Here is a 26,293-nt window from a genome sequence, read left to right on the forward strand (position 1 = left end):
CTCCTAGCGCAGCCTGCGCCGAGGCCCAAGATGGTTTGCCGGGCTGTTTGCCAAGCTGGTTTGACAGCATCAGCAGGCGCGGCCATCGTTCTGGCCATGCACGATACTTCCTTTCCCGAACTCGATCCGCGCGGCCCGCTCTCGCGGCGCAGCGCCCTCCATCTGCTGGCGGCCGGAACCGCCGCCATCGCCCTGCCCGGCTGTGCTGCGGCCGGTGGCCCCGCCCCCCTGCCCGCAACCCCGACGACCACACCGCCAAACGCGGCTGCATTGCTCGACAGCATCGCCTGGAACCTGCTCGATCACGTCCCCGAAGGCGCAACCGGCCTTGGCGTGGACATCGGCGAACATGCAGCGCTGCGCTCGCGCCTGGAGGATCGTTCGCAGGCCGGCCGCAATGCCTATGCCGCCAGCCTGAAGCAGGGCCTCGCCTCGGTCGAAGCCTTCGATGCCAGCGGGCTGGACCATTCCACCCGCACCAGCCTCGCCGTGGTCAAAAGCGCCTTCTCCACCGCGCTCGACGGTTTCGCGCTGCCTTACGGCGATGTCGCCGTCGGCGGTTGGCGCAACGCGCCCTACGTCGTGATCCAGAACGTGGGCGCCTACCTCGACCTGCCGCGCTTCCTCGATGCAGATCATCCGGTGAAGACGCGCGAGGACGCCGACGCCTATATCGCCCGCCTCGGCCAGTTCGATGCGCAGCTGGACGGGGAACTCGACCGGATCAAGGCCGCCACCGCCATGGGCCTCGTGCCGCCGGACTTCCTGCTCGACCGCGCCATCGCGCAGATGACCAGCACCATCGCCGACGCACGCGCCGATGGCGGCGGCCTCGTCACCTCGATCGCCGCCCGTACCAAGAACATGAGCGGCACCTGGGCGTCCGATGCGAAGCGGATAGTCGCTGGCGAAGTCGTGCCCGCGCTGGAGCGGCAACTGGTCGAACTCAAGCATCAGCGCACGCTCGCCAAGAGCGATCCGGGAATGCGCGAACGCCCGCAAGGCGCCGAGTATTACGCGTGGGCTCTGCGCGCGAGCACGACCACTCCGGCCCCCCCCGAGGAAATCCACCAGCGCGGCTTGCAGGAACTGGCGGCGCTCCACGCCCGTATGGACCCGATCCTGAAGTCGCTCGGCTATACCACCGGCACCGTCGGAGCGCGCATGACGGCGCTGGGTGAAGACAAGCGCTTCATGTTCCCTGCAGGCGATCCCGGCCGTGCCGAAATCCTCGCCTTTATCCGTACCCGCATCGATTGGATCCGCGCGCAAATGCCGCGTGCTTTCCGCGAGCTGGTTCCCGGCAATGTCGAGGTTCGCCGCCTGCCGCTATCCGAAGAACCCGGCGCACCGACCGCATATGGCGGGGCTGGATCCAAGGACGGGACCGTCCCCGGCAAGATGTGGATCAACCTGCGTACCACCGACCTGCACCGCAAGTACGACCTGCCCACACTGGTGCACCATGAAGCGATCCCCGGCCACGTCTGGCAGGGCGAATATGCCAATCGCTTGCCGCTGATCCGCTCTATCCTGGCGTTCAACGCCTATTCCGAAGGCTGGGCGCTGTACGGCGAGCAGCTGGCGGACGAACTGGGCGCCTATGACGACGACGCAGTGGGCCGCCTTGGCTATCTGCAATCGCTGGCGTTCCGCGCCTGCCGCATGGTGGTCGACACGGGGCTGCATTCCAAGGGGTGGAGCCGCGATGCAGCCGTCCGCTTCTTCATGGAGCAGAACGGCAACAAGCGCGAGGAAGTGGTCAACGAGGTGGACCGCTACTGCTCATGGCCCGGCCAGGCCTGTGGCTACAAGATGGGCCACTCGCAGATACTCAGCCAGCGCACGCGGGCGCAGCAGGCGCTCGGTGCGGCCTACGACCTGCGCGACTTCGACCAGACAGTGGTCAACGGCGGCAATGTACCGCTGGACGTGCTGGCGCTCAACGTCGAGGCCTATATCGCTGGCAAAAAGGGCTAAATGGCGCGCCATCCCGGGCCTGTCGGCCCGGGATGGCGCGAATTTCAATCTCAGCTCTTGCCGCCAAAAAAGCCCTTGGCCATGGCGGTCAGATCGTCGATGACGCTGCCGTCGCCGTCCTTGTCGAAGAAGCTGGCGATCTTGCCGGGATCGGACGCGATAACGCTGGCGAACTGGGTCAGCGAACCTTCGCCGCCGATCGAGGCGATAACCTGCTGCATCGTACCCACGTCAAGCCCGGTGCGCTCCGCCGCAAGCTGCGCGGTATCACCTTCCTGCTGATGCGCCATGCCCAGAGCGGCAATGGCTTTTTCAGCCACCTCGGGAGAAAGGCCCAGCTTGCTTGCGAGGTTGGCCACGTCTGCGTGTTCGCTCACTTGTCCAAGGATACCGTCGAAAAGTCCCATAACCATTCTCCTTCGGGGGTAGTCATGCACATTGCACCCAAACCGTGACGAACGAAAGGCTTGGAAAACACCCTCAAGCCGGGCTTTGACGCAGCAGCCCTCGCCGCTCGCTGCGTCGGACTGGCGCCGCAAACGAACAAGGCCCCGAAACCGAAGTTCCGGGGCCCCTCATGTTCACTTCAGGTCGTAAAGGTCAGGCCGAAACCGGCGCCGCCTTGCGCACGCCTTCATCGACATGGTCTTCGAACTGCTCGAAGTTGTCGATGAACTGCTTGACCAGGGTCTGCGCGGTCCGGTCATATTCCGCAGGATCGGCCCAGGCACCGCGCGGGTCGAGAAGCTTGGTGTCAACACCTGCAACCTCTACCGGCACTTCGAAGCCGAAGTTCGGGTCTTCCTTGAACTCGGCAGCGTTGAGGCTGCCGTCGAGCGCGGCGTTCAGCAGAGCGCGGGTCGCCTTGATGGGCATGCGCTTGATGCCTTCCATCGTCGCCTTGCCGCCGGACCAGCCGGTGTTGACCAGCCAGCACTTCACGCCGCCCTTGGCGATGCGCTCCTTCAGGAGGTTGCCGTAGATCGACGGGTGACGCGGCATGAACGGCGCGCCGAAGCAGGTCGAGAACGTCGCTTCAGGTTCAGTCACGCCGATCTCGGTGCCGGCAACGCGCGCGGTATAGCCCGAGAGGAAGTGGTACATCGCCTGATCCGGGGTCAGCCGCGCGATCGGAGGCAGGACGCCGTAAGCGTCGGCAGTGAGGAAGATGATGTTCTTCGGCACCGGCCCGAGGTTCTTCTCCGAGCAGTTCGGAATGAAGTCGATCGGGTAGGAACCACGGCTGTTCTCGGCCAGCGAATTGTCGTCGAGGTCGATCAGCCTTGTGACCGGATCAATCACGACGTTTTCAAGCACTGTGCCGAAGCGGCGGGTGGTCGCGTAGATTTCCGGCTCGGCTTCTTCCGAAAGCCGGATCATCTTGGCGTAGCAGCCGCCTTCGAAGTTGAACACGGCAGTGTCCGACCAGCCATGCTCGTCATCGCCGATCAGCGTGCGCGAAGCGTCGGCCGAGAGCGTCGTCTTGCCGGTGCCCGACAGGCCGAAGAACACGGCGGTATCGCCGTCCGGGCCGATGTTGGCCGAGCAGTGCATCGGCATCACGCCCTTGACCGGCAGCAGGTAGTTGAGGATGCCGAAAACCGACTTCTTCATTTCGCCCGCATAGGACGTGCCGCCGATCAGGATCAGCTTCTCGGAGAAGTTGACCGCGATCACCGTCTCGCTGCGCGACCCGTGACGCTCAGGATCGGCGCGGAAGCTGGGCAGGTCGATGATGGTATATTCGGGCGCGAAGCCTTCCAGCTCGTCGCTGGTGGGACGAACCAGCAGCGTCTTGATGAACAGGTTGTGCCAGGCGAATTCGTTGATCACGCGCACGTTCACGCGGTGCTCGGGCTGCGAACCGCCATACAGGTCGGCAACGTAGAGCGTGTCCTTCTGCGCGACGGCAGCAAGGAAATCCTCCTTGAGCGCGGCGAAATGCTCAGGCGTCATCGGCACGTTGGTCTTGCCCCACCAAACCGTCGATTCCGTCTCGGCGTCTCGGACGATGAACTTGTCCTTCGCCGAACGTCCGGTGTGCTTGCCGGTGGCGACGACAAACGGACCGTCGGCCGAAAGCACGCCTTCCCCATTCTTCACCGCATGTTCGACCAGGGGGGCCGTGCCGAGATTCGCGAAGATCGTTGCCTTCGTCTGAATGCCCTGTTTGTCGAGCGGATAGCTAAGCGAAGTGGTCAATGTCATCTCCTCCAAAAGATGGCGACCTACGGGTATTCCCGAGGCCGCATTCGCGATTCCTGCGCAAGAATCGGGCCACGAATAGGCAGATGTCTCTTTTCCGTCAATTTGGGGGAAATTGGAACCGTCAAGGTCCTATGCTCGGGAGCTTTATCGCGCAGAAGAAACGGACTGGACGACTTGCAGCGCCGCTGTGATACGCCCGCACCGCAGATTGTCATCCAGGCGCGCAGCCGCTAGGAAAACCACCCCATGCAGCAAAAGGGAAACTGCGCGCGCCCATGGCCGATGCATCCACTCCCCCATCCCCACCCGGCCCTGCGGCAGACGATGCTGCGTTACCTTCGGGCACGTTACCGATCGTCGCTCCGGCTGCCCCGCGCCAGCACACGATCGCGCTGGTCGACGACGATCGCAACATCCTCACCACGCTGTCCATCAGCCTCCACGCCGAAGGGTTCGCCACGCGCGTCTACGCCGATGGAGAGACAGCGCTGAAGGCCCTGCTGGACAACCCGCCGGACCTCGCCATCTTCGATATCAAGATGCCGCGTATGGACGGTCTGCACCTGCTGCAGGCCCTGCGCGCGCATTCGAGCCTGCCGGTGATTTTCCTGACCTCAAAGGACGAAGAGCCCGACGAGGCGCTGGGCCTTGCCATGGGGGCGGACGACTACATCGCCAAGCCCTTCAGCCAGCGCCTTCTCGTCGCCCGCATCCGCGCCATCCTGCGACGCAGCGAACTGGCGCGTACACCGCCCGAAGACGAAGCACCGGCCAACCTCCCGGATCCGGTGATACGAGGACGGCTGATGCTCGATCCCGCGCGCCATCAGGTCACCTGGGACGGCCGCCCGGTCTCGCTCACCGTCACCGAGTTCCTGCTTCTGGAGGCGATGGCAACCCGCCCCGGCGTCGTCAAAAGCCGCAACCAGCTGATGGACGCGGCCTACAGTGAAGACGTCTATGTGGACGACCGCACCATCGACAGCCACATCAAGCGCCTGCGCCGCAAGTTCCGCGCGGTGGACCCGGAATTCGGTGCGATCGACACCCTCTACGGCGCCGGATACTCCTTCGCCGATGGCTGAAAAGTCACGTGCCAAGCCGCGCCCGCGCGTTGCCGTACGTCTCGGCCTGTCGTGGAGCATCTCGCTCACCGCGCGCATTCTGGCGGTAAACGTAATTGCGCTTGCGCTGCTGGCGGGCAGCCTGTTCTACATCGACAGCTATCGCAACGAACTGCTCGCCGAACGCTATCGCCTTGCCAAGTCCGAGGCCGAGATCACCGCCGACGCCCTGGCCGACGAAGACGCGGCCGGCCGCCTCTCCTTGATCGCCCGGATCGGACCCACGCAAGACCTGCGGCTGCGCCTGTTCGATCCCGCCGGCAATCTCTCCGGCGACAGCTTCGTGCTGGCACCGCCCGCCTACCGGCTGATCGACCCCGCCAGCGAGCCCTGGTTCCAGGACGCCGCGCGTATGCTCGACCGGGGCATGGATTTCGTGCTCGGCGCACCGCCCATCCCGGACTACCGCGACCCGGCCCATGCCGGCGCCTCGGCATGGCCGGAAATCGCCGCAGCACTGGCCGGCAGGGAAACCCGGATCAACCACAAGGCAGCACCGGACCGCACCCCCGTGATCATTGCCGCCACCCCGGTGGGCCAGGACGGCTCCGCGCTCCTCGTCACCCGCAACGCGCGCGACATCACTGAGAACGTGCGCATGGCCCGCCAGACGCTGGCGATCATCGTCGGCGGCGCACTGGGCGTCTCGATCCTGCTCTCGCTGTTTCTCGCCCGCACCATCGTCGAACCGCTGCGCAAGCTGGTCCGCGCTGCCGTTCGCGTGCGTCTGGGCCGTGATCGCAGCGTCGTCGTCCCCCGTCTGCCCGACCGCCGGGACGAGATCGGCCTGCTTGCCCGCGCCATCTCCGACATGAGCGGCGCACTGCGCCAGCGCATCGACGAAGTGGAGAGCTTTGCCGCGGATGTCGCCCACGAACTCAAAAACCCGCTGACCTCACTGCGCAGCGCTTTGGAAAGCCTCGAACGCGTGGAGGCGCCGGACCTGCGCCACCAGCTCCTCGGCATCGCCCAGGACGACGTGCGCCGGATCGACTTCCTCGTCACCGAGATCGCAGATGCAAGCCGCATCGACGCGCAGATCAGCCGCACCACCTTCGAACCCTTCGACATGGGCACGCTGGTCCGCGGCCTTGTCGCCGAGCGGGGCCAGCGCGGCGTCAACGGCGGCTGCCCGGTCTCGATCCTGCGCGAAGACGGCGGTGACGGCATTGCAAGCAGCACTGACCTGACCGTTGCCGGGGACGCGCCCCGGCTCGAACGCGTATTGCAGAACCTGCTGGACAACGCCGTCTCCTTCTCACCGCCGGGGAGCCCGATCGAAATCTCGCTCTCACGGGTCGGCAGCCGGGTGAAGATCGCCGTTGCCGATCACGGCCCCGGCATCCCCGCAGCCGCCCGCGAACGCATCTTCGAGCGCTTCCACTCGCTGCGCCCGTCGCGTGAGGAATTCGGCAAGCACAGCGGCCTCGGCCTCGCTATCGCGCGCACTATCGTCGAGGCCCACTTCGGCAAGCTTATCGCGACCGATCGCACCGATGGCGCCCCAGGCGCGCGCCTCGTGTTCTCGCTTCCCGCGTGGCAGAGCGAGGGATGACCCAGACCGCGCCTTCCCCAGGGCAACGCCAATCGACATGCGTCGCCATCGCCGGGCGTGCGGTGCTGATCGAAGGCGCCCCAGGCACCGGCAAGTCCGCCCTCGCCCTCGCCCTCATCGATCGCGGCGCGCAGTTGGTGGGCGATGATTCGGTGCTGCTCCAATCGGACGGCGCGCAGCTTCGGGCCCGCCCGCATCCGAACACGCGCGGAATGCTGGAAGTCCGCAACCTGGGCATTCTGCCCTTTCCCTGCGTCGATGAAGCTCCGGTGGCCCTCGTGCTGGCACTGGACAGCAATGCGCCGCGCTACATCGAAGTGTCCGAAAGTATCACGATCGGCGGAATCGAACTCCCCCTCGTCCGCCTCTGGCCCCAAGGCGGATCGCTGGCACTCAAGGCCGAACTCGCGCTGGGCCGTTACGGATTACCGCGATAGCAGTCCCAACAGGGCACAGCTTCTTTCGCCCTCTTTCCTTTCCCGCCGGCTGCGCGCAGATAGAGCGGCTATGGGGACCGAAGCGGGAATGAGCACCGATCAGCCGTCACGCCAGCGTGTATTGCTGGTGACGGGGATGCTGGGCGCCGGCAAGACCACGGCACTGCGCGTGCTGGAGGATCTTGGCTGGGAAATCGTCGACAATTTTCCGATCCGTATGCTCGACGCCTTGCTCGACGCCGGCTCCGACGGCGCGGACAACGATCCAACCCCGCTCGCAATCGGTTTTGATTCCCGCACCCGCGGCTTCAATCCCGAGCGCATCATCGCGCAGGTGAAGGGCCTGACCGAGCGTCGGGACATCGAACTCACAACCCTGTTCCTCGATTGCGGCAGCAATGAGCTGGAGCGCCGTTACAACGAGACGCGTCGCCGCCACGTCCTTGCCGGCGATGCGCCTGTCTCCACCGGCATCCGCGCCGAGCGCGAACTGCTCGCGCCCCTGCGCCGCTGGGCCGACCTGCTGATCGACACCACAGAATTCACCTCCAACGACCTGCAACGGGTGATTCGCGAACGCTTCGCCTCCAGCGAACCGGGCGAACTGACCGTCACTGTCTCCAGCTTCGGGTTTTCGCGCGGAATGCCGCCGGTGGCAGACCTCGTCTTCGACATGCGCTTCATCGAGAACCCGCATTGGGATCCCGTGCTGCGCCCGCAGACCGGGCAGGACCAGGCCGTGGGCGACTACATCCGCAAGGATCCTGCCTACGAAGAGGCATTCACGCGCATCCGCGATCTGCTCCTGCTGCTGCTCCCGCGCTACCGGACGCAGGGCAAGGCCTACGTGCATATTGCATTTGGCTGCACCGGCGGGAGGCACCGCTCTGTATTTACTGCAGAGCAAATGGGAGCAGCCTTGCGTCAAGCAGGATTTTCGCCCACATTGTTGCACCGCAACCTGGGCTCGCGGGCAGCAGACCTTCTCGAAGGAGGGCTGCTACGTGAAAAATGAAAACGGCGCCCGGGCGCGATTGCAGGAATTTCGGAGCGCATTCCCGACATGATCGGCATGATTCTGGTTACTCACGGCAATCTCGCCGAGGAGTTTGTACACGCGATGGAACACGTCGTTGGCGATCAAGCCGACGTCGCGACTATCTGTATCGGCCCGAACGACGACATGGAACAGCGCCGCTCCGAAATCGCCGACGCCATCACCAAGGTCGACAGCGGTGAAGGCGTCATCGTCCTCACCGACCTGTTCGGCGGCACGCCTTCCAACCTCGCGATCTCGCTGATGCAGGCGGGCAAGGTCGAAGTGATCGCCGGCATCAACCTGCCGATGCTGATCCGTCTCGCCAAGGCGCGCAGCTGCATGCCAGTGCGCGAAGCCGTCGCCGCCGCGCGCGATGCGGGCCGTAACTACATCACGATCGCCAGCGAATACCTGGGGCAGGACGCATGATCGACTGCCGCGAGACGGTGCTGATCGTGAACAAGCGCGGCCTCCATGCCCGCGCCAGCGCCAAATTCGTAAACCACGTCGCCGAACTGCCTGACACCGTGAAGGTCAATGTCACCAAGGACGGCGGCAGCGCCGAGGGCGGTTCGATCCTCGGCCTCATGATGCTCGGCGCAGCCAAGGGCGATTCGATCGAGATCGCCTGCTCGGGCGATGGCGCCGAAAACGCTCTCGCTGTGCTGACGGGCCTCGTGCGCGATGGCTTCGGCGAAGAATAATACAGGCGGGCTGAACTAAGTGTCTTCATATGACGAGCCCTGGGACGGCGGTTCACGCCGAACCATCACCGGCTTTTCCAACCCACTGGTCAAGTTCCTGCGTTCGCTCAGGGACAAGAAGCATCGTAAGCGCGAAAAGCGCTTCCTGGCCGAAGGCCTGCGCCTGCTCACCGACGCCCGCGAATGCGGCATTGTCCCGGAAATGCTGGTCATGGCGATCGGCCGCGATCCGCATCCCCTGCTCGATGCTCTCGAAGACGCGGTGGCGGCAGCGGGCGGCGAAGTCGTCGAGATGGACGTCGAAATCCTTGCCAAAGTCACCGGCAAGGACAATCCGCAGGCCGTCGCAGGCGTGTTCGCCGAGTTCGACACCAGTCTCGCCAGCCTGGACCGCGCATCGGCGCCGATCTGGCTGGTGGCGCAGGCACTGCGCGATCCCGGCAATCTGGGCACGATGCTGCGTACCGGCGATGCCGTGGGCGCAGGCGGCCTGATCCTCATCGACGACTGCGCCGACCCATTCTCGGTCGAAGCAGTGCGCGCCAGCATGGGCGCGATCTTTACCCAGAAGCTGGTTATCGCGCGCTGGGACGAATTCATCGCCTGGCTGCGCGCCGGAGAAGGCCAGCTTGTCGCTGCCTCGCTGCGCGACCCGACAGACTACCGCGAGGCACCTTACGCCGATCCGTGCTTCCTCATGGTGGGCAATGAATCGCAAGGACTCCCCGCTGAGTACGAAGATGCCTGCGATCTGCGCGTCACGATCCCGATGCTAGGCCGCGCAGACAGCCTGAACGCCGCCGTTGCCGGTGCAGTTCTTGCTTACGAGGCGCTTGCGCACTTGCGGCGGGCCTGATTCCGTACAACCTGACCCTGCGCGTTCATCCGATCCTCACATCCGCCATGGCAGGGTGTACGGACAATGCGTCGAATCAGTATTTTCCTGATAGCCCCGGCCCTTTTGGCCGGATGCTCCGAAAGCGGTAACCGCTCGCGCCTTGCCGAGAGCAGCTGGCGCTTTGACCGTATCGACGGCGAACGCCCCATGTCCCAAGCCTCGGGAATTACCTTCGAAGACGGCAAGATCGGCATCGAAGTAGGGTGCAGCAGCCTCGGCGGCCCTTGGCGCATGGATGCCGACCGCCTTGTCGCCGGCCCGCTCGATCAAAACGAAACGACCTGCCCCGACCCATCATGGCATCAAAGCAGTGCAGTCAACGCCCTGCTCGTCGCCACGCCGCGCGTGGCAGTGGAAGGGAACCGGATGACCCTGCAATCGAGCGGGCACACGGCGGAACTGGTGCGGGTCGACAATCAGGTATTTCATCGTTGATTTGAAGGGAAGATCTGGGGCCATTGCCCCAGACCCCGATAATGTCGAGGTCACGCGCGCAGCCTCGTTTGGCGCCCACGGTGAGTTGGAAGCCTTGATAGCCTACGGCAGCAAGGGGTCCGTGATGCAGCTACGTGCACAACGATGACAGTAAAGGGGTCTGGGGCGATGGCCCCAGGTCTTCCCTATCTATTCCGCCACTTCCACCTGTTCGCCCAAGATATCCTCGACCTGCCCCGCAGTGTCCGAAAAACGCGGTGCAGACTCCACCAGCGGCACTTCGTCGGAAATTTCGCGTTTGCCGATCTTGATGTGCTTTTCACTCAGGCGCCGTGCCCGGCTCATCACATTTCCCTCATAAGTCCGCGCGAAGTCGTTGAAACTGTTGACTGCGCGTCCGAGATGCACGCCCACCTTGCCGAGATCGTCCTGCGTCTTGGCAATGCTGTCGTAGAGGTCGCTGCCCAGCTTGCCGATCTCCCGCGCTTCACGGGCAAGGCCTTCCTGCTGCCATACCTGCGCGATGGTGCGTGCGATGGCAACGAGGTTGGTCGGGCTGGCCAGCAGCACCCGGCGATCAAAGGCGTAGTCCCACAAGCCCGAATCGTGGTCGAGGGCAGCGGCAATGAAATGTTCGCCGGGTACGAACATGATAACGTAGTCCGGCGCGTTTTCGAACTGGCTCTGGTAGCTTTTGGTGCCCAGTGTCTGGATGTGATTGCGCATCGAGGCTGCGTGCGCGTCGAGGAAGGCCGCGCGCTTTGTTTCATCCTCGGCCTCGAAGGAATCCTGATAGGCGTTGAGCGATACCTTGGCGTCGATCACCAACTGCTTGTTGCCCGGGATACGCACGATTGCATCGGGGCGTAGACGCCCTTCTTCCGTATTGACGGACTGCTCGGTAACGAAGTCCGTGTGTTCGGTCAGCCCGCATTGTTCGAGGACGTTCTTGAGTTGCTGCTCGCCCCAGCGACCCCGCGCCTTCGGGGCATTACGCAGTGAATTGCCGAGACGCACGGCTTCTGCCCGCACCTGTTCCTGCCCCACGCGCAGCGCTTCGATCTGGCCGCCCAACTGGCCGAACGCATCGATCCGCTTGGCCTCCAGCGCCGAGACCTGCTCTTCGTAGCTCTTGAGCCGTGCGCCGACAGGAGCGAGCAGCGTGGCTATGCGCTCTGCGTTGGTCTTTTCGCTCTGCTCGAAGCGGGCGCTGGCGCGGTTGAGGAATGCCTCTTGCGCACCGGCGAGCACTTTAGCTCCGGCATTTTCGAATTCCTTACGCAAGGCTTCCTGCGCCTGGATCAGAAGTCGCTTCTGTTCGTCAAAATTTGCCGACTTTTCGCGCAATGTCGCCAATTCGGACGCTAGTTCCCGCTGTTCGCGGCGCAAAGCATCGACCTGTGCGGCATTGTCGGCGCGGGTTCTGTCAAGAATCGCTGACATTTCACCGCGCGCACGGTCGAGCATGGCGGCGCCGTGCTGCCGCAATCGTTCGCTTACGACTTCATGCTCGCTGCGGGCGCGGTCCAGTTCCTGGGCGAGAGCATCGGCCCGGCTTGCCCGTTCGCGCGCTGCTTCGAGATCGGCGAAGGCGCGCAAATACTTCGCATCGCCTTCGCGCACCTCACGCTCACGCCCCTCGGCCTGCGCCCGCCACTGCGCGGCGGGGCGCGAACCGAAAAACCAACCGGCAGCAAGGCCGATGACGAGGGCGAGAATCGCGGCGACAGCAAGGTCCATCGCCTGAGACTAAACAGAACGTTTAGAGAACACCAGCCCCGCAGGCCAGATTTTCGCACCCCGTATCACCGGGGCGCGAGATCACGCCGCGCGGCGCAGTTTTTCCAGCTTCTTGAGCGCCATCTGGCGCTTGAGGCGCGAAAGGTGGTCGATGAACAGTACGCCTTCGAGGTGGTCCATCTCGTGCTGGAGGCAGATCGCCATCAGGCCTTCCATCTCTTCTTCATGGGCAGTGCCGTCAAGGTCCTGCCAGCGCGCACGGATGCTCGAAGGGCGTTCGACATCGGCAAAGATATCGGGAACCGAGAGGCAGCCTTCCTGATAGGCGATGAAATCGTCCGAAGGGTCCAGAATCTCGGGGTTGATGAAAACCCGCGGTTCCTTCTTCGTGGGCTGATGCGTGTGATGGTGATCGCCGTGCGCGGTGCAGGCCTCAGGCTCGGCATCCTCGTCGTCGGGCTGGAGATCGATCACCAGCACGCGCAGCGGAACACCGACCTGAATCGCTGCCAGGCCGATGCCGGGTGCGTCGTACATCGTCTCGAACATGTCGGCGACGAGGGTACGCAAATCGTCGTCGAACTTGTCGACGGGGACCGATATCTGCTTGAGGCGCGCATCGGGAACTTCGAGGATTTCAAGAATAGCCATGTCGGGCAGATAATCCCGATGGAGCGATTTCGCAAGAATGCGCGCGTCGATCAGTCTGATCGATACATAGCGCTGTTTCAGCCGACCGGGCGGCGAGCCCGGATCGCCTGCGCCAAGGTGCCTTCATCGAGGTAGTCCAGTTCTCCGCCGACCGGCAGGCCGTGGGCCAGCTGGGTGACGCGCACCGGGAAAGTTTCAAGCCGCTCGGCGATGTAGTGGGCCGTCGTCTGCCCTTCGAGGGTGGCGTTCATGGCCAGCACGATTTCGTCGATGCCGCCCTCGCCGACCCTGCGCAGCAGGCTATCGATAGCCAGATCCTCGGGCCGCACGCCGTCCAGCGCCGAAAGCCGGCCGCCCAGCACGTGATAATGCCCGGTGAACAATCGCGCGCGGTCCAGGGCCCAGAGGTCGGCCACCTCCTCCACCACGCAGATCGAGCGGGCGTCGCGGCGGGTGTCGACACAGATGCCGCAGGGGTTGGTTGTATCAATGTTTCCGCAGGTCTCGCACTCGACAAGGGCTTCGCGCACCTCACCCAGCGCGTCGAGCAGTTGGACAAGCGCCGTCTCGCGCCGCTTGATAAGCCACAACACGGCGCGCCGCGCCGAGCGCGGGCCAAGGCCGGGCAGGCGTGACAGGGCTGCGGTCAGCGTCTCGATCTCTTGCGATGCCATGGATGGGGAGATAGGGCCTGCGCCTGTCCTTAGGAAGCCCGTCGGAGAGTTCCCCACATCATGCGCATCATCTTCATGGGAACGCCCGATTTCGCCGTCCCCGCGCTCGTCGCGCTGATCGAGGCGGGTCACGAAGTCGTGGCCGCCTATTCGCAGCCTCCCCGGCCCGGTGGCAGGCGCGGCAAAGAGCTGACGCCCTCGCCCGTTCACCTCGAAGCGCAGGCGCGCGGGATCGAGGTGCGCCATCCGGTTTCGCTCAAGGGCGCCGAGGAGCAGGCCGCCTTTGCCGCGCTGGAAGCCGACATCGCAGTTGTCGCCGCCTACGGACTAATCCTGCCGCAAGCGGTGCTGGACGCACCACGTCTGGGGTGCCTGAACATCCACGCCTCGATCCTGCCGCGCTGGCGCGGGGCGGCGCCGATCCAGCGAGCGATCCTGGCCGGTGATCCAACGACGGGAATCACCATCATGCAGATGGAGGCCGGGCTCGATACCGGACCGATGCTGGCGACACTGCGCACGGTGATCGAACGCAAGACCGCCGGCGAACTCACTGCCGAGTTGGCCGATCGCGGCGCACAGTTGCTGATCGGCACCTTGCGCGACCTTGCCGTGCACCGCGCGGTCCGGCAGCCCGAGGACGGCGTCACGTATGCGAAGAAGATCGACAAAGCCGAGGCCCGGCTCGACTTCACGCAAAGCTCCGAAGCGGCCGAACGACAGGTGCGCGCTTTCATGCCCGCGCCGGGCGCCTTCTTCGAGCTGGAGGGCGAGCGCTACAAGGTGCTGGCTGCGGACGTGGTCGAGGGCAGCGGCGAGGCCGGTGCGACACTCGACGATTCGCTGACCGTCGCCTGCGGTTCCGGCGCCTTGCGGATCACCCGCATCCAGCGCGCAGGCAAGCCGGCGATGGCGAGCGGCGACCTGCTGCGCGGGCGGCCCGTTCCGGCCGGGACGCGGCTGGGCTGAACCTCAGGCCTTCTCGGGCATCCGGCGTACCGGCGGCTGCTCGTCGGCCCAGCGGGCGTGGCCTTCTCGCAAGGTGCCTGCCAGCTTCTCCCAGGCTGGGACGGGCTTGTCCCTGACCTTGATGTTGAAGCTGTCTGTGGTGCGAAATTCTAGCACTTCGGCGCCTTCGGGGCCTGCGGTATAGGCATAGGGCACTTCGCTGCCGACGAAGAATCCGTCACCTGCCGCGAGCGTTTCGGTGCCCATGCGGATCGAGCCCGCGACGATGTAGTAAAGGCAGTCGCAGTCGTGGCTGTGCAGGGGTAACGGAAAGCCGCTTTTCACCCACAGGCGCGCCAGGCTCATGCCCTCGCGTCGATAGGGAACGTCGGCATATTCGCCGCGCACCTGCATCGCGTCCGCCAGCTGCGACTGGGCGGCGACCAGGTTAGGCGTCTCGCCTTCGTAGGTCATGCAGGCGCAGTCGTCGAGCGTGGGGGCATCGGCGCCGCGGAATATCTCGAAGCGGGGTGGCTGCGTTTCGGCCATTTTCGGCTCCTTTCCCGATCAGGAATGGATGATGCCACCAGCGCCGGTCGCCGCCAAGCCCATTGCATGGCCGCGCCAGTCCTGTATCGGCGGGGCGAATATGACACGCTTTGCGCTTACCCTGGAATTCGACGGCGGCCCCTACATGGGGCTGCAACGCCAGTCTCACGGCCCCTCGGTTCAGCAGGCGGTCGAGGATGCCGCCTTTGCCGTTACAGGCGAAAAGGTCATCATGTATGCGGCCGGGCGCACCGACGCCGGGGTCCATGCGCTGGGGATGCGGGCGCACATCGAGGTCGAGAAGCCCCTGGCCCCGTTCCGGCTGATGGAAGCGCTCAACGCCCTCCTCCGCCCGGCGCCGATCGCGGTTCTGGACTGCAAGGTCGTGACCGAGGACTGGCACGCCCGCTTCTCATGTCTGGGCCGCGCCTATATCTACCGCATCGCCAATCGCCGCGCACCGCTGACGCTGGAGCGGGGCAAGGCGTGGCAGGTTACCAAGCCGCTCGATGCTGAAGCGATGCACCGCGCCGCGCAGGTTCTGGTCGGGCTGCACGATTTCACGACGTTTCGCTCGACACACTGCCAGTCGGCATCGCCGCTCAAAACGCTGGACCGGCTTACCGTGCGCCGCGAAGGCGAGATGGTGCTGATCGAAACCGAAGCGCGCAGCTTCCTGCACCATCAGGTCCGCTCGATGGTGGGCTGCCTCGCGCTCGTCGGCATGGGGCGCTGGCGAGAGGAAGACGTAGTCGCAGCGCTGGCAGCAAGGGACCGGCAGGCACTGGGCCTCAATGCGCCGCCAGACGGTCTGTATTTCGTGCGGGCGATCTACCCGGAAACCTGAGCTACCTCAGGCTTCTTCGATGACGCTGCGGTCCGCCTGCAGGGTCCAGCGAACGCCGTCCGAAAGATAGGACAACACGCCCTCCCCGCCCAGATCCGAACGCAGGCCATTGGTCATCAGGCGAGTGCCGAAACCCTCCCGGGTCGGCTTGGATACCATCGGGCCGCCTACTTCCTGCCAGACGACTTCGACGACCGGACGTCCTTCGGCGTCGCCATAGGCCCAGCGCATATCGACATACCCCTGGTCTTTCGACAGCGCGCCGTACTTGATAGCGTTTGTAGTCAGCTCATGCAGCGCCATCGCCAGCGCCAGCGCAGCACGCGGCTTGAGCGCAACATCCGGGCCCGAGAGGTGAACCCGGCCCTTATGTGCCCCGGCGACGGCGACCGCGCCCTCGACGATCGAGACCATCGGTGCGGCGATCCAGCTTGTCTGGGTGAGCAGATCATGCGCCCGGGCCAGCGAGGCCAGCCGGTCGCCGATGGCGTCGCGCGCCTGCATCGGTGTAGCGGCCGTACGCAGCGACTGGCTGACGATGCCCTGTACCACCGCCAGAGTGTTCTTGACCCGGTGCTGAAGCTCGTTGGTGAGCATCTCCCGGTGCTCTTCCGCCTGCGCGCGCGCGGTTACGTCACGCACGGTGCCGACCAGACGGGCGGGCTGGCCGTCACTCTCGATCAGTCGTCCCCGCGCGTGGATGCTGCGGAACTTGCCGCCTGGGGCGAAGACCCGGTATTCGATGTCGAGCCGGTTGTCCGCACCCTCTTCGAGGGCATAGGCGACGGCGGCCGCAACGCCGCCCCGGTCGTCAGGATGGATGACTTCCGTGAAGGACTTGCCGAATTCGAGCGGATGGTCGGTCCCTACGCCGAGAAGTTCGCGCGTGCGCGCATCCCATTCCAGCTGACGCAGCGCGGGCACGGCCTCCCAGGTGCCCAGTTCCGCCGCCTCCACAGCCAGTTCGAAGCGCCGCTCCGTGGATTCCAGCTTCTCGCGGCTCAAACGCTGCTCGGTCCGGTCACGCAGGATTTTCAGGAAACCGACGGGAATGCCGTCGTCGTCCACCAGCGGCATCATTTCGCCGTTGGCCCAGAAACGCTCGCCATCCTTGCGCAAGTGCCAGCGTTCGTCGGTGCCGAAGCCAGAGCGCAGCGCAGCGCCCATTTCCTTGGCAGGCTGGCCCGCCTCACGGTCCTCGGGCGTGAAGAATTCGTCGCAGAGGCGGCCGCACATCTCTTCCTCGGCCCACTGCAGGATGCGGCGGGCGCCTTCGTTCCAGCTGGTGATGCGGCCCGAAAGATCCATGGTGACGATGGCGTAGTCGATCGCGCTGTGCAGAATCTGGCGATGGCGCGCCTCATCGGCCTGCTGCTGGGCCAGCAACCGGCGATGCTCCATTTGCGTCATGACCTGGCGGGCCAGCGCCAGCAGCGCGGAACGCTGGTCTTCGGTTAGTTGATGGGGCTTGCTGTCCAGTACGCACAGGGTGCCCAGGGGAAAACCGTCAGGCGTTTCCAGCGGCGCACCGGCGTAGAACCGAAGGGAGGGATCGCTGGTGACCAGCGGGTTTTCCGCGAACCGGGGATCGCGCGAAGCGTCCTGCACTTCGAACACACCAAGCTGGTGAATGGCATGGCCGCAGAACGCCCACTCACGGGGGGTCTCACCGGCAGCGAGACCGAGCTTGGCCTTGAACCATTGCCGTTTGTCGTCGAGCAGGCTGACGAGGGCCATCGGAACGCCGCAAATCTGGGCGGCGATGCGCGCGATATCATCGAAATCCGCCTCACTGGGCGTATCCATGATCTTGTAGCGTTCAAGCGCATCCAACCGATCCGCTTCGGTCCAACGCCGCATATTCGCTTCTCTTCGAACCTCTGAATTGTTTTATGCCCGAGGCATAGGGGACAGTCGATGCGATGTCACCAAGCAGTTTTAGCGCCCCGCTGGCGACACATGCGACAGCGGGGAAGCCATAATCTGGAGGCAGCTCAGGCCTTGGCGACGACGCTTTCGGGCAGGTCCTGCCCAAACACGCGCTGGTAGTATTCGGCCACCAGCATCCGCTCGGTCTCGTCGCACTTGTTCAGGAACGAGAGACGGAAGGCGAAGCCCACGTCGTTGAAGATCGAAGTGTTCTGCGCCCAGGTGATCACCGTACGCGGGCTCATCACCGTCGAGATATCGCCGTTCATGAAGCCCTGGCGCGAGAAGTCCGCAACCTTGACCATCTGGGCGATCACGCCGGAGCTGATCTGCGGCACCTTCTTGGCGACGATCGCTGTCTCGGTTTCGGCCGGGAGGTAGTTGAGCGCGACGACCATGTTCCAGCGGTCCATCTGACCCTGGTTGATCTGCTGGGTGCCGTGATAGAGCCCCGAAGTGTCGCCAAGGCCGACCGTGTTGGCGGTGGCGAAAAGGCGGAAATGCTTGTCCGGGCGGATCACGCGGTTCTGATCGAGGAGGGTCAGCTTACCCTCGGTCTCAAGGATGCGCTGGATCACGAACATCACGTCCGGGCGGCCCGCGTCGTATTCGTCGAAGACCAGCGCGACCGGGTGCTGCAGCGCCCAGGGGAGCAGGCCCTCACGGAATTCGGTCACCTGCATGCCGCCGCGCAGGACGATCGCATCGCGTCCGATCAGGTCGATACGGCTGATGTGCGCGTCGAGGTTGATGCGGATGCAAGGCCATTTCAGGCGAGCCGCGACCTGCTCGATGTGGGTCGACTTGCCGGTGCCGTGGTAGCCCTGCACCATGACGCGGCGGTTGTAGGCAAAGCCCGCCAGGATCGCGAGAGTGGTGTCCGGGTCGAACACATAGGTCTCGTCCAGGTCAGGCACGCGCTCGTCCGCGACCGAGAAGGCCGGGACCTTCATGTCGATGTCGATCCCGAAGGTTTCGCGCACATCGACTTCGATATCGGGAGCGGCCAGCACGGTGGCGTCGCGGTTCTCGGCGGTCAGGTTCTTGGATTCTGTCATTGCGGGGTATCGACTAATGGACGCAGGCCTGCATCGCAATAAGGTTTGGACGGGTGGCCCCGCTTAGCTGGCGCATTTGGGAGGTAGGCTGAACAGGTCGATGAACTTTTGCGCCAGAGCCGGGTCGCCTTCGATCCGCAGCCCGGCTGCCTCGGGAGCCCACTTACCATAGAACGCGGCGAGAAACGGGAGGCCGGCCTCGGCGGCAAAACGCAAGTCCGGCATAGGATCGCCATCGCCAGCGGGCCGGATGGCGATTTCCCCGGACTCCAGCCGCGCCGTGAAATGTTTGTCACCCACGTCGAGCGCGGCCGTCACGCGCAGATCGCCGATCCTTTCGGCCACGATCATCGTGCGCATCGAGAGCATCAGCGAGACTGGCGTGATCGGCAGTGTCGGGTCATGCAACGTCGATCGCACTGCCCAGCGCCCCATCTCCTGCATAACCGGCTCCAGCGCCAGACCCCACTCCGTCAGTCGGTAGACCTGCACAGACGCAGGTGGCGGCAGGGTTTCACGGCAGACGATGCCGGTGCCCTCCAGTCTTTCCAGCCGCTCGGTCAGCGTCTTGGCGCTCAGCCCCGGCAGTTCGGCGCGGATTTCACCGAAACGGCGTGCACCCAGCATCATCTCGCGGATGATGGGAATCGCCCAGCGCTCCCCGATGAGTTCCATGGCAAAGGCCGCGCCGCAGGCATCGCCGTACCAGCGGCCATGAGTCCTGGGACTTTCACCATCCACCGCAGATTCAACCCGATTAGTTTCTTTTTGTAACTTCATGGTTGCTTTTAGTTACCACCAGCGTCACCTTCGGGCAAGAGGCGATTCGGGACACCCCCGCCAGCGCCCGGCCAAATAAGTGCCCGATCAAAGGAGAGCTTCTGCGATGACCCGCATGCTGTTCGTGAACTTGCCCGTCACCGACCTGACCCGCGCCAAATCGTTCTATTCCGCGCTCGGCTTCGTGAACGAGCCGCGCTTTTCCGACGATAGCGGTGCCTGCATGGTCTGGTCCGACGCGATCTTCGTGATGATCCTCACCCATGACAAGTGGCGCACATTCACCAGCCGCCCCATCCCCGATACCGGCTCCAGCGAGGTCATGCTGTGCCTTTCGTGCGAGAACCGCGACGAGGTGAACGCGCTGACCGAGGCGGCCGGCAGCAATGCCGGCACTGCCGACATCAATCCTTCGCAGGACTATGGTTTCATGATGAGCCGCAGCTTCGCCGACCCGGACGGGCATGTCTGGGAAGTGATGTGGATGGACCCGGCGGCCGTTTCGGGCGAAGCTCCCAGCCAAGAGACGGCCTGAGCCGCCTAACAAGACAAGCGAGAGAGACGATGCCGATCGATCCGAACGCCGCCCTTGAAATCACCGCTTTCGAATGGGTGCCACCCTTCGCGCAAGGGATGGTCCGCGACTTGCGCCCGCGCTGGGCCTGCGAGGAATATGGCCTGCCCTACAAGGTACGCCTCATCAACGCGGTGGAGCGGCCCACCTGGTACTTCCAGGACCAGCCGTGGGGGCAGGTCCCCTTCGTGCGTGACGGCGAAGTGGGTGTGTTCGAAAGCGGCGCCACCCTCCTCCACATCGCCGAGAAGGCGGGCGCCCTGCCCCCTGTCGGCTCACAGGAACGCGCGAAAGTGCTAAGCTGGCTGCTGGCCGCGTTCAACTCGGTCGAGCCGCTCGTGATGGAGTTCGTCAACTGCACGGTCTTCTCCCGCAAGGAAGACTGGGCACAGCTGCGCAAGCCCTCGCTGGTAGAGGCACTCGGCGGGCGGCTGTCCAAGCTCGAAACCGCGCTGGGGGATAGTGAATGGCTGGCGGGTGAATTCTCGGTCGCCGACATCGCCATGACCACCGTCCTGCGGGCCCTGCCCGACCCCGCCCTGCTGGCCGAGCGCCTGGCGCTTGCCGCCTATGTCGAACGCGCGACGGCCCGCCCTGCATTCACGCGCGCGCTGGAAGCCCAGCTCGAACCCTTTGCCGAACATGATCCCAAAAAGCAGAAGGCCAAAACGCAGAAGGAAGGAGTTTGACCATGACCTACGTCGACGGATTCGTGATCGCCGTCCCCAAGGCGAACAAGGACAGGTTCATCGCCCATGCCCGGCTGAACGACGAGATTTTCATGGAACACGGCGCCACCCGCGTCGTCGAATGCTGGCAGGATGACGTCCCCGCAGGCAAGCAGACCGACTTCTTCCGCGCTGTCGCCTGCAAGGAGGACGAAGCGGTGGCCTTCGCGTGGATCGAGTGGCCCGACAAGGAAACCCGCGAAAAGGGCATGGCCACGGTAACGCAGCTCATGCAGACCGACCCCCGCCTGACCTCCGAGGACAACGCCATGCCTTTCGACGGCATGCGCATGATCTACGGCGGCTTCACCCCCGTCGTGACTTTAGGAGAATAGCCATGGGCAATCCTGTAGGCAGCTTCATCTGGTATGAACTGATGACCAGCGATGCCGACGCCGCAGCCGCGTTCTACGCCGGCGTCGTAGGCTGGAAGTTCGGCGCCAACGTCATGCCCGGCGGCGGCATGGACTACCGCATGATCGAGCGTATCGACGGCGGCGGCGCGGGCTGCGGCTATTCCGGCGGCGTCCTCGCCCTTACCGACGAGATGATCGGCGGCGGCGCGAAGCCCGGCTGGCTCGGCTACATCTACGTGCAAGATGTCGATGCCGAAGTGGCCGCGATCGTGGCCGAAGGCGGCGCAGTCCACATGCCCGCCACCACCATGGAGGGCGTGGGCCGCATGTCCATGGTCACCGATCCGCTCGGCGGCGCTTTCTACCTCATGACCCCTCAGCCGCCCGAGGACGATCCCGACGCGACCAGCGACGTCTTCACCGTCGACAAACCGCAGACGATCCGCTGGAACGAACTCGTCACCCCGGACGACGACGCGGCGGTGGCATTCTACACAAAGCACTTCGGCTGGACCCAGGAAGGCGCAATGCCGATGGGCGAACTGGGCGACTACCGCTTCATCCAGAACGAGGGCGTGCAGATCGGCGCGGTGATGAAAAAGGCCGATTTCATGCCGGTCGCAGGCTGGACCTATTACATCGGCGTCGACGACATCGACCGCGCGCTTGCGGCGGTAAAAACCGGCGGCGGAAAGGCGATGGGCGACCCTCAGCAGATCCCCACCGGCGAGTACACGGTTCATGCCTTCGACCCGCAAGGCGCCTATTTCGGACTGGTTGGGCCCAAGGCGGGATGAACATCGGGGCGGCAGTTGACGTCGCCCCGATGTTCCATCAATGTTCCACCGATTGACATGCACTGCGGGAGACAGCCGATGGCCGACTACACCTTCTTCACCAACCCCATGTCGCGCGGCCAGATCGCCCGCTGGGCCTTGCACGAAGCCGGCGCGCAGTACGAACAGGTACTGGTAGACTGGAAGGACAAGCCCGATGCCTTCCTCGCCGCCAACCCGATGGGCAAGGTGCCCACCATCGTCCACCACGTAGAGGGCGGCGACCGCGTGGTGACAGAAGCGGCCGCCATCTGCCTCTACCTCGCCGAGATGCACCCCGAAGCAGGCCTGCTACCCAATGATGGCGAGATGGCGGACTACTACCGCTGGACCTTCTTCGCCTCCGGCCCGATCGAGCAGGCGATCACCTCGCGCGCGCTCAAGTTCGAACCCAAGCCAGATCAGGAGATGATGGCCGGCTGGGGCAGCTTCGAGCGTACCATCCACACCATCGACGAAAAACTGACCGCCGACACCTGGGTCTGCGGCGAACGCTTCACCATGGCCGATGTCTACGTCGGCAGCACGATCGACTGGGGGCTGACGTTTGGCATCATGCCGCCCCTCCCCTCGCTGGTCGGATATGCGGAGCGTTGCCAGGCCCGCCCCGCCTACAAGGCCGCAAAGGGCATCGACGGCAAGCTGATAGAGGAGATGAAGAAATGACGGGTGTGACAAAAGCCCGCGTCTGCCTTTGGTACAATGGCGATGCGGAAGATGCCGCGAACTTCTACGCTACGGTATTCCCCGATACCCGCGTGATTTCCGTGCAGCGTTCCCCCGCCGACTATCCCGACGGCCTGCTGGGCAATGTGCTGGTGGTCGAATTCTCGGTTATGGGGATAGAATGCATCGGCCTGAACGGCGGCGACCAGTTTCCGCAGTCCGAGAGCTTCTCGTTCCAGATCGCCACCGACACTCAGGAAGAGACCGACCGCTACTGGAACGCCATCGTCGATCATGACGGGCAGGAAAGCATGTGCGGCTGGTGCAAGGACAAATGGGGCCTCAACTGGCAAATCACGCCCCGCGCCCTCACCGACGCGATGTCCAGCCCCGACCGCGCGGCGGCGGCGCGCGCGATGCAGGCCATGATGACGATGCGCAAGATCGACATAGCCCGCATTGAAGCGGCTTTTGCGGGCGAAACGGCCTAGTCCCCGCCATGGGCGTCGAATTCAACCACACGATCATCTGGTGCCGCGACCGTCATGTCTCGGCGGACTTTTTTGCCGCGATCTACGGATTGGCGGAACCGGTCGATTTCTATCACTTTTGCGTGGTCAGGCTGGCGCACGGCGTCTTCCTCGATTTTGCGGAGAAAGACGGCCCGATAGCCCCCCAGCACTACGCAATGCTGGTCGATGAGAGCACTTTCGACGCCTTGCTCTCACGCATCGAAACCCGCAGACTGACGTACTGGGCCGATCCCATGCGCAGCCGCGCAGGCGAAATCAATCACAACGACGGTGGACGCGGCCTATACTTCGAAGATCCCGACGGGCACATCCTCGAAGCGCTGACCGTGCCATACGGCGGATTTACACGAAAGGTTGAGGGATGACCCTTGCACTCTACGGCCACCCCTTCTCGTCCTATACCTGGAAGGCCCGGATCGCGTTGCTCGCGGCCGATCTTGAACACGAATTCCTCATCATCGACGCCGACCACCCCGAACACGCGGAAGTAATCCGGTTTGCAGGCCCGCAAGGTAAGTTCCCGGTGCTGCGCGACGGCGAGAACCTGCTGTTCGAGGCTACCTCGATCATCGAATACCTTTCGATCCACCACACCGCCACCGACATGCTGGTCCCTTCGGACCCGGACGCGGCGATCGGCATGAGGATGATGGACCGGGTCTTCGACAACTACGTCATGGGCCCGATGCAGGACGTGGTGAACGAATACCTGCGGGACAACGAAAACCCCGATATGGCGCGCGTTACCGAAGCCCGCGCCCGGCTGGAACGCAGTTACGCATGGCTGGAAGGCTGGCTGCAGTTCTATCCCGAGATGGACCATGTAACCCTGATCGAATGCGCCGCCGCGCCTTCGCTGTTCTACGCCGACTGGGTCCACCCGATCCCCGAAGCCCTGCCCCGCCTGCGCCGCTGGCGCGCCCATCTGCTCAGCCTGCCAGCCGTCCGCACATGCGTCGAGGAAGCCCGCCCCTACCGCACAGGCTTCCCGCTCGGCGCGCCTGACAGAGACTGAAGGAGAAACCGATGTCCAACGAACTGTCGATCACCCGCCTCATCGCCGCGCCTCCGGCAAAAGTCTGGGAAGTCCTTGCGGAGCGACAGAACGAATGGTGGTGCCCTACCCCGTGGCGCGCCGAAGTCGACCAGCAGGATCGCCGCCCCGGCGGCGTATGCAAGATGACGATGTACGGCCCCGACGGCGAAGTGATGCCGCAGAACGGAATGTACCTCGCCTATGACGAAGGCCGCCGCTTCATCACCACCGACGCGGTGGTCGACGATTTCCAGCCGAACGGCCCGTTCATGATCGGCATATGGGAAATCGCCCCCGAAGGCGAAGGCACCCGCTACACCGCCACCGCCCGCCACTGGACGGAGGAAACCATGAACCAGCACGCCGAAATGGGCTTCGCCGAAGGCTGGAACGCGTGCGCCGACCAACTCGCCGCCATCTGCGAGCAGGAAACGGCATGACGGCGCTTGAGGGTGGCTGTGCCTGCGGTGAGGTCCGATATCGCCTGCTTGCTGCGCCGATCGTCGTGCACTGCTGCCACTGCCGGTCGTGCCAGCGCGAATCGGGAGCGTCCTTCGCCCTCAACGCGGTGATCGAGACTGACCGGGTGGAAACCCTCACCGGCGCGGCCGAACGCATCGACACGCCTTCCGAAAGCGGCAAGGGCCAGGCGATCTTCCGCTGCCCTTCCTGCCGGGTCGCACTGTGGAGCCACTACGGCGGCGCCGGTCCGGCTGCCAGCTTCATCCGCGTCGGCACGCTCGACGACCCCGATACCTGCACCCCGGACACCCATGTCTTCACCCGCAGCCGCCAGCGCTGGGTGCAAATTCCCGAAGACGCCGAAAGCTACGACATCTTCTATTCCGGCAAGGATGTGCCGCGCATCTATGGTAAAGACGGCGCGGCCCGCTGGCGCGCCGTTATGGGCGGCTAGATCACTCGAAAGCAGCGGCCTTACGCAGTAGTTGATACGCCTCGACCACGCCCTGCAGCTTCACCGCATGACTGTGATCGCCGCCGTTGTGGTCCGGGTGGTATTGCCGCAGCAACCGCGTGTAGCGCATCCGCAGGGTCTTGCGGTCTATGCTCGCATCCAGCCCCAGCAACTCAAGCGCCTGCCGCTCGGCGGGCGAAAAGCCTGCCTTCTCGGCCTGCATTTCCGCCCGGCGCCGGTTGACATGGGCCTTCGCCCGCGCAGAAATCGCCTCCAGCGGATCGGCGTAGTCCCGCCACCTCGGCGCCTCGTCCACGCCTGCATCCGGGCGGAAGGCGCGGGTCTGAGTCTCCCAGCCATGCAGCGGGGACTGCGCGCGCAGGATCTCCTCGGTGTCCATGCCGTCGAAATAATCATAGCCGGAATTGAACTGCCGAACATGCTCGAGGCAGAACCAGCGGTAATCGCCCGGCCCATCGAAACCGGGAGGCCGGCCCCCCGGCGCGCGGAACTCGCCAGCTTCCTCGCACCCCGGCCAGGTACACTCGCGACCGCCGGATTCGATCCGTCCATGAAATCTATGCTGTCTCACCGGCTTCCAGATGGGCGATGAAATGCCTATTGTGAAGCCCATGACCGGACCACTCGCTCTCGAAATGCGGCAATTGCTGACCGCAGCCTTCACCCCCACCGCGCTCGACGTGGTCAACGATTCCGCCAGCCACAGCGGCCACAGCGGCGACGATGGCAGCGGCGAATCGCATTTCACGATCCTGATCGAGAGCGAAAAATTCGCCGGCGTCTCGCGCCTCCAGCGCCAGCGCCTGGTGAACGCAGCGCTCGGCGACATCCCCGGAAACCGCGTCCACGCCGTCGCCATCAAGGCCCGCGCGCCCGGAGAATAACGGGCGACCGGCCCACTATGCATTGTCAACGCGAACGCCGGCGAAGGAACCCGGAGCGGTCTTTCTCGCCCCAGGTTCCCTCGCCGGCTTTTCATCGTCGCAATGCCGAACAGGCCGTGCAATCACAGAGTATCAAACCGGGCGATTACCCTGATCGCGTTTTCGCGATCCATCACGGTTGCCCTTT

The 26,293-nt window shown here is 64.4% G+C and carries 32 protein-coding genes; 22 read left to right on the forward strand and 10 right to left on the reverse strand.

Translation table 11 applies throughout. The features are described 5' to 3' along the window. Positions 1-96: 96 nt before the first annotated feature. Complete coding sequence (locus GVL61_RS06020) at positions 97-1,980, forward strand: DUF885 family protein (RefSeq protein ID WP_159978028.1); 1,884 nt, start codon at positions 97-99, stop codon at positions 1,978-1,980. 50 nt (positions 1,981-2,030) lie between these two features. On the opposite strand, the gene GVL61_RS06025 is transcribed toward GVL61_RS06020, so the two are convergent. Both GVL61_RS06025 and GVL61_RS06030 read right to left on the reverse strand, forming a co-directional pair. Next, the gene (locus GVL61_RS06025; protein WP_159978030.1) at positions 2,031-2,387 is read right to left on the reverse strand and encodes a hypothetical protein; all 357 of its coding nucleotides are present in this window, start codon (positions 2,385-2,387) and stop codon (positions 2,031-2,033) included. Between the two features lie 193 nt (positions 2,388-2,580). Then, positions 2,581-4,182, reverse strand: coding sequence for a phosphoenolpyruvate carboxykinase (locus GVL61_RS06030; RefSeq protein ID WP_159978032.1), 1,602 nt, complete (start codon positions 4,180-4,182; stop codon positions 2,581-2,583). Positions 4,183-4,463: 281 nt separating this feature from the next. On the opposite strand from GVL61_RS06030, the gene GVL61_RS06035 reads away from it, so the two are divergent. The 8 genes from GVL61_RS06035 (at position 4,464) to GVL61_RS06070 (ending at position 10,380) form a co-directional block, all read left to right on the forward strand. Beyond that, positions 4,464-5,273 (forward strand): response regulator transcription factor, encoded by an 810-nt coding sequence (locus tag GVL61_RS06035; RefSeq protein ID WP_235037545.1) that lies wholly within the window; start codon positions 4,464-4,466, stop codon positions 5,271-5,273. Beyond that, positions 5,266-6,867 carry an ATP-binding protein gene (locus GVL61_RS06040; protein ID WP_159978034.1) on the forward strand — a complete coding sequence of 534 codons (1,602 nt, stop codon included), beginning with the start codon at positions 5,266-5,268 and terminating at the stop codon, positions 6,865-6,867. The genes GVL61_RS06035 and GVL61_RS06040 overlap by 8 nt, the downstream gene beginning before the upstream one ends. Next, entirely contained in the window at positions 6,864-7,304 is a 441-nt protein-coding gene (locus GVL61_RS06045; protein ID WP_159978036.1) for an HPr kinase/phosphorylase, read from the forward strand. Before GVL61_RS06040 ends, GVL61_RS06045 begins: the two co-directional genes overlap by 4 nt. An 88-nt stretch (positions 7,305-7,392) precedes the next feature. Continuing rightward, the gene (rapZ, locus tag GVL61_RS06050; RefSeq protein WP_200844866.1) at positions 7,393-8,319 is read left to right on the forward strand and encodes an RNase adapter RapZ; all 927 of its coding nucleotides are present in this window, start codon (positions 7,393-7,395) and stop codon (positions 8,317-8,319) included. A 48-nt stretch (positions 8,320-8,367) separates the two neighbouring features. Further along, positions 8,368-8,772: a PTS sugar transporter subunit IIA gene (locus tag GVL61_RS06055; RefSeq protein WP_159978040.1), complete on the forward strand. Its 405-nt coding sequence runs from the start codon at positions 8,368-8,370 to the stop codon at positions 8,770-8,772. After that, positions 8,769-9,047, forward strand: coding sequence for an HPr family phosphocarrier protein (locus GVL61_RS06060; RefSeq protein WP_159978042.1), 279 nt, complete (start codon positions 8,769-8,771; stop codon positions 9,045-9,047). The genes GVL61_RS06055 and GVL61_RS06060 overlap by 4 nt, the downstream gene beginning before the upstream one ends. 19 nt (positions 9,048-9,066) lie before the next feature. Further along, entirely contained in the window at positions 9,067-9,903 is an 837-nt protein-coding gene (locus tag GVL61_RS06065; protein WP_159978044.1) for an RNA methyltransferase, read from the forward strand. A 66-nt stretch (positions 9,904-9,969) separates the two neighbouring features. Next, positions 9,970-10,380 carry an META domain-containing protein gene (locus tag GVL61_RS06070; protein ID WP_159978046.1) on the forward strand — a complete coding sequence of 137 codons (411 nt, stop codon included), beginning with the start codon at positions 9,970-9,972 and terminating at the stop codon, positions 10,378-10,380. Between the two features lie 189 nt (positions 10,381-10,569). Here GVL61_RS06070 and rmuC read toward each other — a convergent pair whose 3' ends face one another. The 3 genes from rmuC to recR all read right to left on the reverse strand — a co-directional run bounded on the left by rmuC (position 10,570) and on the right by recR (position 13,445). Beyond that, the gene (gene rmuC, locus GVL61_RS06075) at positions 10,570-12,120 is read right to left on the reverse strand and encodes a DNA recombination protein RmuC (RefSeq protein ID WP_159978048.1); all 1,551 of its coding nucleotides are present in this window, start codon (positions 12,118-12,120) and stop codon (positions 10,570-10,572) included. 81 nt (positions 12,121-12,201) lie between these two features. Next, positions 12,202-12,771 (reverse strand): peptide deformylase, encoded by a 570-nt coding sequence (def, locus tag GVL61_RS06080; RefSeq protein WP_159978050.1) that lies wholly within the window; start codon positions 12,769-12,771, stop codon positions 12,202-12,204. 77 nt (positions 12,772-12,848) lie between these two features. Then, positions 12,849-13,445: a recombination mediator RecR gene (gene recR / locus GVL61_RS06085; protein ID WP_159978052.1), complete on the reverse strand. Its 597-nt coding sequence runs from the start codon at positions 13,443-13,445 to the stop codon at positions 12,849-12,851. A 60-nt stretch (positions 13,446-13,505) separates the two neighbouring features. On the opposite strand from recR, the gene fmt reads away from it, so the two are divergent. Further along, the gene (gene fmt / locus GVL61_RS06090; protein WP_159978054.1) at positions 13,506-14,414 is read left to right on the forward strand and encodes a methionyl-tRNA formyltransferase; all 909 of its coding nucleotides are present in this window, start codon (positions 13,506-13,508) and stop codon (positions 14,412-14,414) included. 3 nt (positions 14,415-14,417) lie between these two features. Here the strand turns inward: fmt and GVL61_RS06095 are convergent, their stop codons facing one another. After that, the gene (locus GVL61_RS06095; RefSeq protein ID WP_159978056.1) at positions 14,418-14,942 is read right to left on the reverse strand and encodes a cupin domain-containing protein; all 525 of its coding nucleotides are present in this window, start codon (positions 14,940-14,942) and stop codon (positions 14,418-14,420) included. A gap of 100 nt (positions 14,943-15,042) precedes the next feature. On the opposite strand from GVL61_RS06095, the gene truA reads away from it, so the two are divergent. Continuing rightward, positions 15,043-15,789, forward strand: a complete 747-nt coding sequence (gene truA, locus GVL61_RS06100; protein WP_159978410.1) for a tRNA pseudouridine(38-40) synthase TruA — start codon at positions 15,043-15,045, stop codon at positions 15,787-15,789. 6 nt (positions 15,790-15,795) lie between these two features. Here the strand turns inward: truA and GVL61_RS06105 are convergent, their stop codons facing one another. From GVL61_RS06105 to GVL61_RS06115, 3 genes are all read right to left on the reverse strand, one after another. Beyond that, positions 15,796-17,649 carry a PAS domain S-box protein gene (locus GVL61_RS06105; RefSeq protein WP_159978058.1) on the reverse strand — a complete coding sequence of 618 codons (1,854 nt, stop codon included), beginning with the start codon at positions 17,647-17,649 and terminating at the stop codon, positions 15,796-15,798. Between the two features lie 134 nt (positions 17,650-17,783). Beyond that, on the reverse strand, positions 17,784-18,776 hold the full coding sequence (cobS, locus tag GVL61_RS06110; protein WP_159978060.1) for a cobaltochelatase subunit CobS: 993 nt from the start codon (positions 18,774-18,776) through the stop codon (positions 17,784-17,786). 63 nt (positions 18,777-18,839) lie between these two features. Next, positions 18,840-19,556, reverse strand: coding sequence for a winged helix-turn-helix transcriptional regulator (locus GVL61_RS06115; RefSeq protein ID WP_159978062.1), 717 nt, complete (start codon positions 19,554-19,556; stop codon positions 18,840-18,842). 106 nt (positions 19,557-19,662) lie between these two features. On the opposite strand from GVL61_RS06115, the gene GVL61_RS06120 reads away from it, so the two are divergent. The 10 genes from GVL61_RS06120 (at position 19,663) to GVL61_RS06165 (ending at position 25,201) form a co-directional block, all read left to right on the forward strand. Beyond that, the gene (locus GVL61_RS06120) at positions 19,663-20,091 is read left to right on the forward strand and encodes a VOC family protein (RefSeq protein WP_159978064.1); all 429 of its coding nucleotides are present in this window, start codon (positions 19,663-19,665) and stop codon (positions 20,089-20,091) included. 29 nt (positions 20,092-20,120) lie between these two features. After that, entirely contained in the window at positions 20,121-20,819 is a 699-nt protein-coding gene (locus GVL61_RS06125; protein WP_159978066.1) for a glutathione S-transferase family protein, read from the forward strand. Between the two features lie 2 nt (positions 20,820-20,821). Continuing rightward, positions 20,822-21,193, forward strand: a complete 372-nt coding sequence (locus GVL61_RS06130; RefSeq protein WP_159978068.1) for a DUF1428 domain-containing protein — start codon at positions 20,822-20,824, stop codon at positions 21,191-21,193. Between the two features lie 2 nt (positions 21,194-21,195). Next, positions 21,196-22,011, forward strand: a complete 816-nt coding sequence (locus GVL61_RS06135) for a VOC family protein (protein WP_159978070.1) — start codon at positions 21,196-21,198, stop codon at positions 22,009-22,011. Between the two features lie 78 nt (positions 22,012-22,089). Beyond that, positions 22,090-22,716 (forward strand): glutathione S-transferase family protein, encoded by a 627-nt coding sequence (locus tag GVL61_RS06140; RefSeq protein ID WP_159978072.1) that lies wholly within the window; start codon positions 22,090-22,092, stop codon positions 22,714-22,716. Further along, positions 22,713-23,207, forward strand: a complete 495-nt coding sequence (locus GVL61_RS06145) for a VOC family protein (protein WP_159978074.1) — start codon at positions 22,713-22,715, stop codon at positions 23,205-23,207. The genes GVL61_RS06140 and GVL61_RS06145 overlap by 4 nt, the downstream gene beginning before the upstream one ends. Positions 23,208-23,215: 8 nt before the next feature. Continuing rightward, entirely contained in the window at positions 23,216-23,614 is a 399-nt protein-coding gene (locus GVL61_RS06150; protein WP_159978076.1) for a VOC family protein, read from the forward strand. Then, complete coding sequence (locus tag GVL61_RS06155) at positions 23,611-24,264, forward strand: glutathione S-transferase family protein (RefSeq protein ID WP_159978078.1); 654 nt, start codon at positions 23,611-23,613, stop codon at positions 24,262-24,264. The genes GVL61_RS06150 and GVL61_RS06155 overlap by 4 nt, the downstream gene beginning before the upstream one ends. A gap of 11 nt (positions 24,265-24,275) precedes the next feature. Then, positions 24,276-24,725, forward strand: a complete 450-nt coding sequence (locus GVL61_RS06160; RefSeq protein ID WP_159978080.1) for an SRPBCC family protein — start codon at positions 24,276-24,278, stop codon at positions 24,723-24,725. Beyond that, positions 24,722-25,201 carry a GFA family protein gene (locus GVL61_RS06165; protein WP_159978082.1) on the forward strand — a complete coding sequence of 160 codons (480 nt, stop codon included), beginning with the start codon at positions 24,722-24,724 and terminating at the stop codon, positions 25,199-25,201. Before GVL61_RS06160 ends, GVL61_RS06165 begins: the two co-directional genes overlap by 4 nt. A 1-nt stretch (position 25,202) precedes the next feature. Here the strand turns inward: GVL61_RS06165 and GVL61_RS06170 are convergent, their stop codons facing one another. Further along, positions 25,203-25,793, reverse strand: a complete 591-nt coding sequence (locus GVL61_RS06170) for a J domain-containing protein (protein ID WP_235037547.1) — start codon at positions 25,791-25,793, stop codon at positions 25,203-25,205. Between the two features lie 40 nt (positions 25,794-25,833). Between GVL61_RS06170 and GVL61_RS06175 the strand changes: the two genes are divergently transcribed. Beyond that, on the forward strand, positions 25,834-26,106 hold the full coding sequence (locus tag GVL61_RS06175; protein ID WP_200844867.1) for a BolA family transcriptional regulator: 273 nt from the start codon (positions 25,834-25,836) through the stop codon (positions 26,104-26,106). Positions 26,107-26,293: the final 187 nt, after the last annotated feature.

Source organism: Novosphingobium sp. 18050 (genome assembly GCF_902706195.1).
Lineage (GTDB): Bacteria > Pseudomonadota > Alphaproteobacteria > Sphingomonadales > Sphingomonadaceae > Novosphingobium.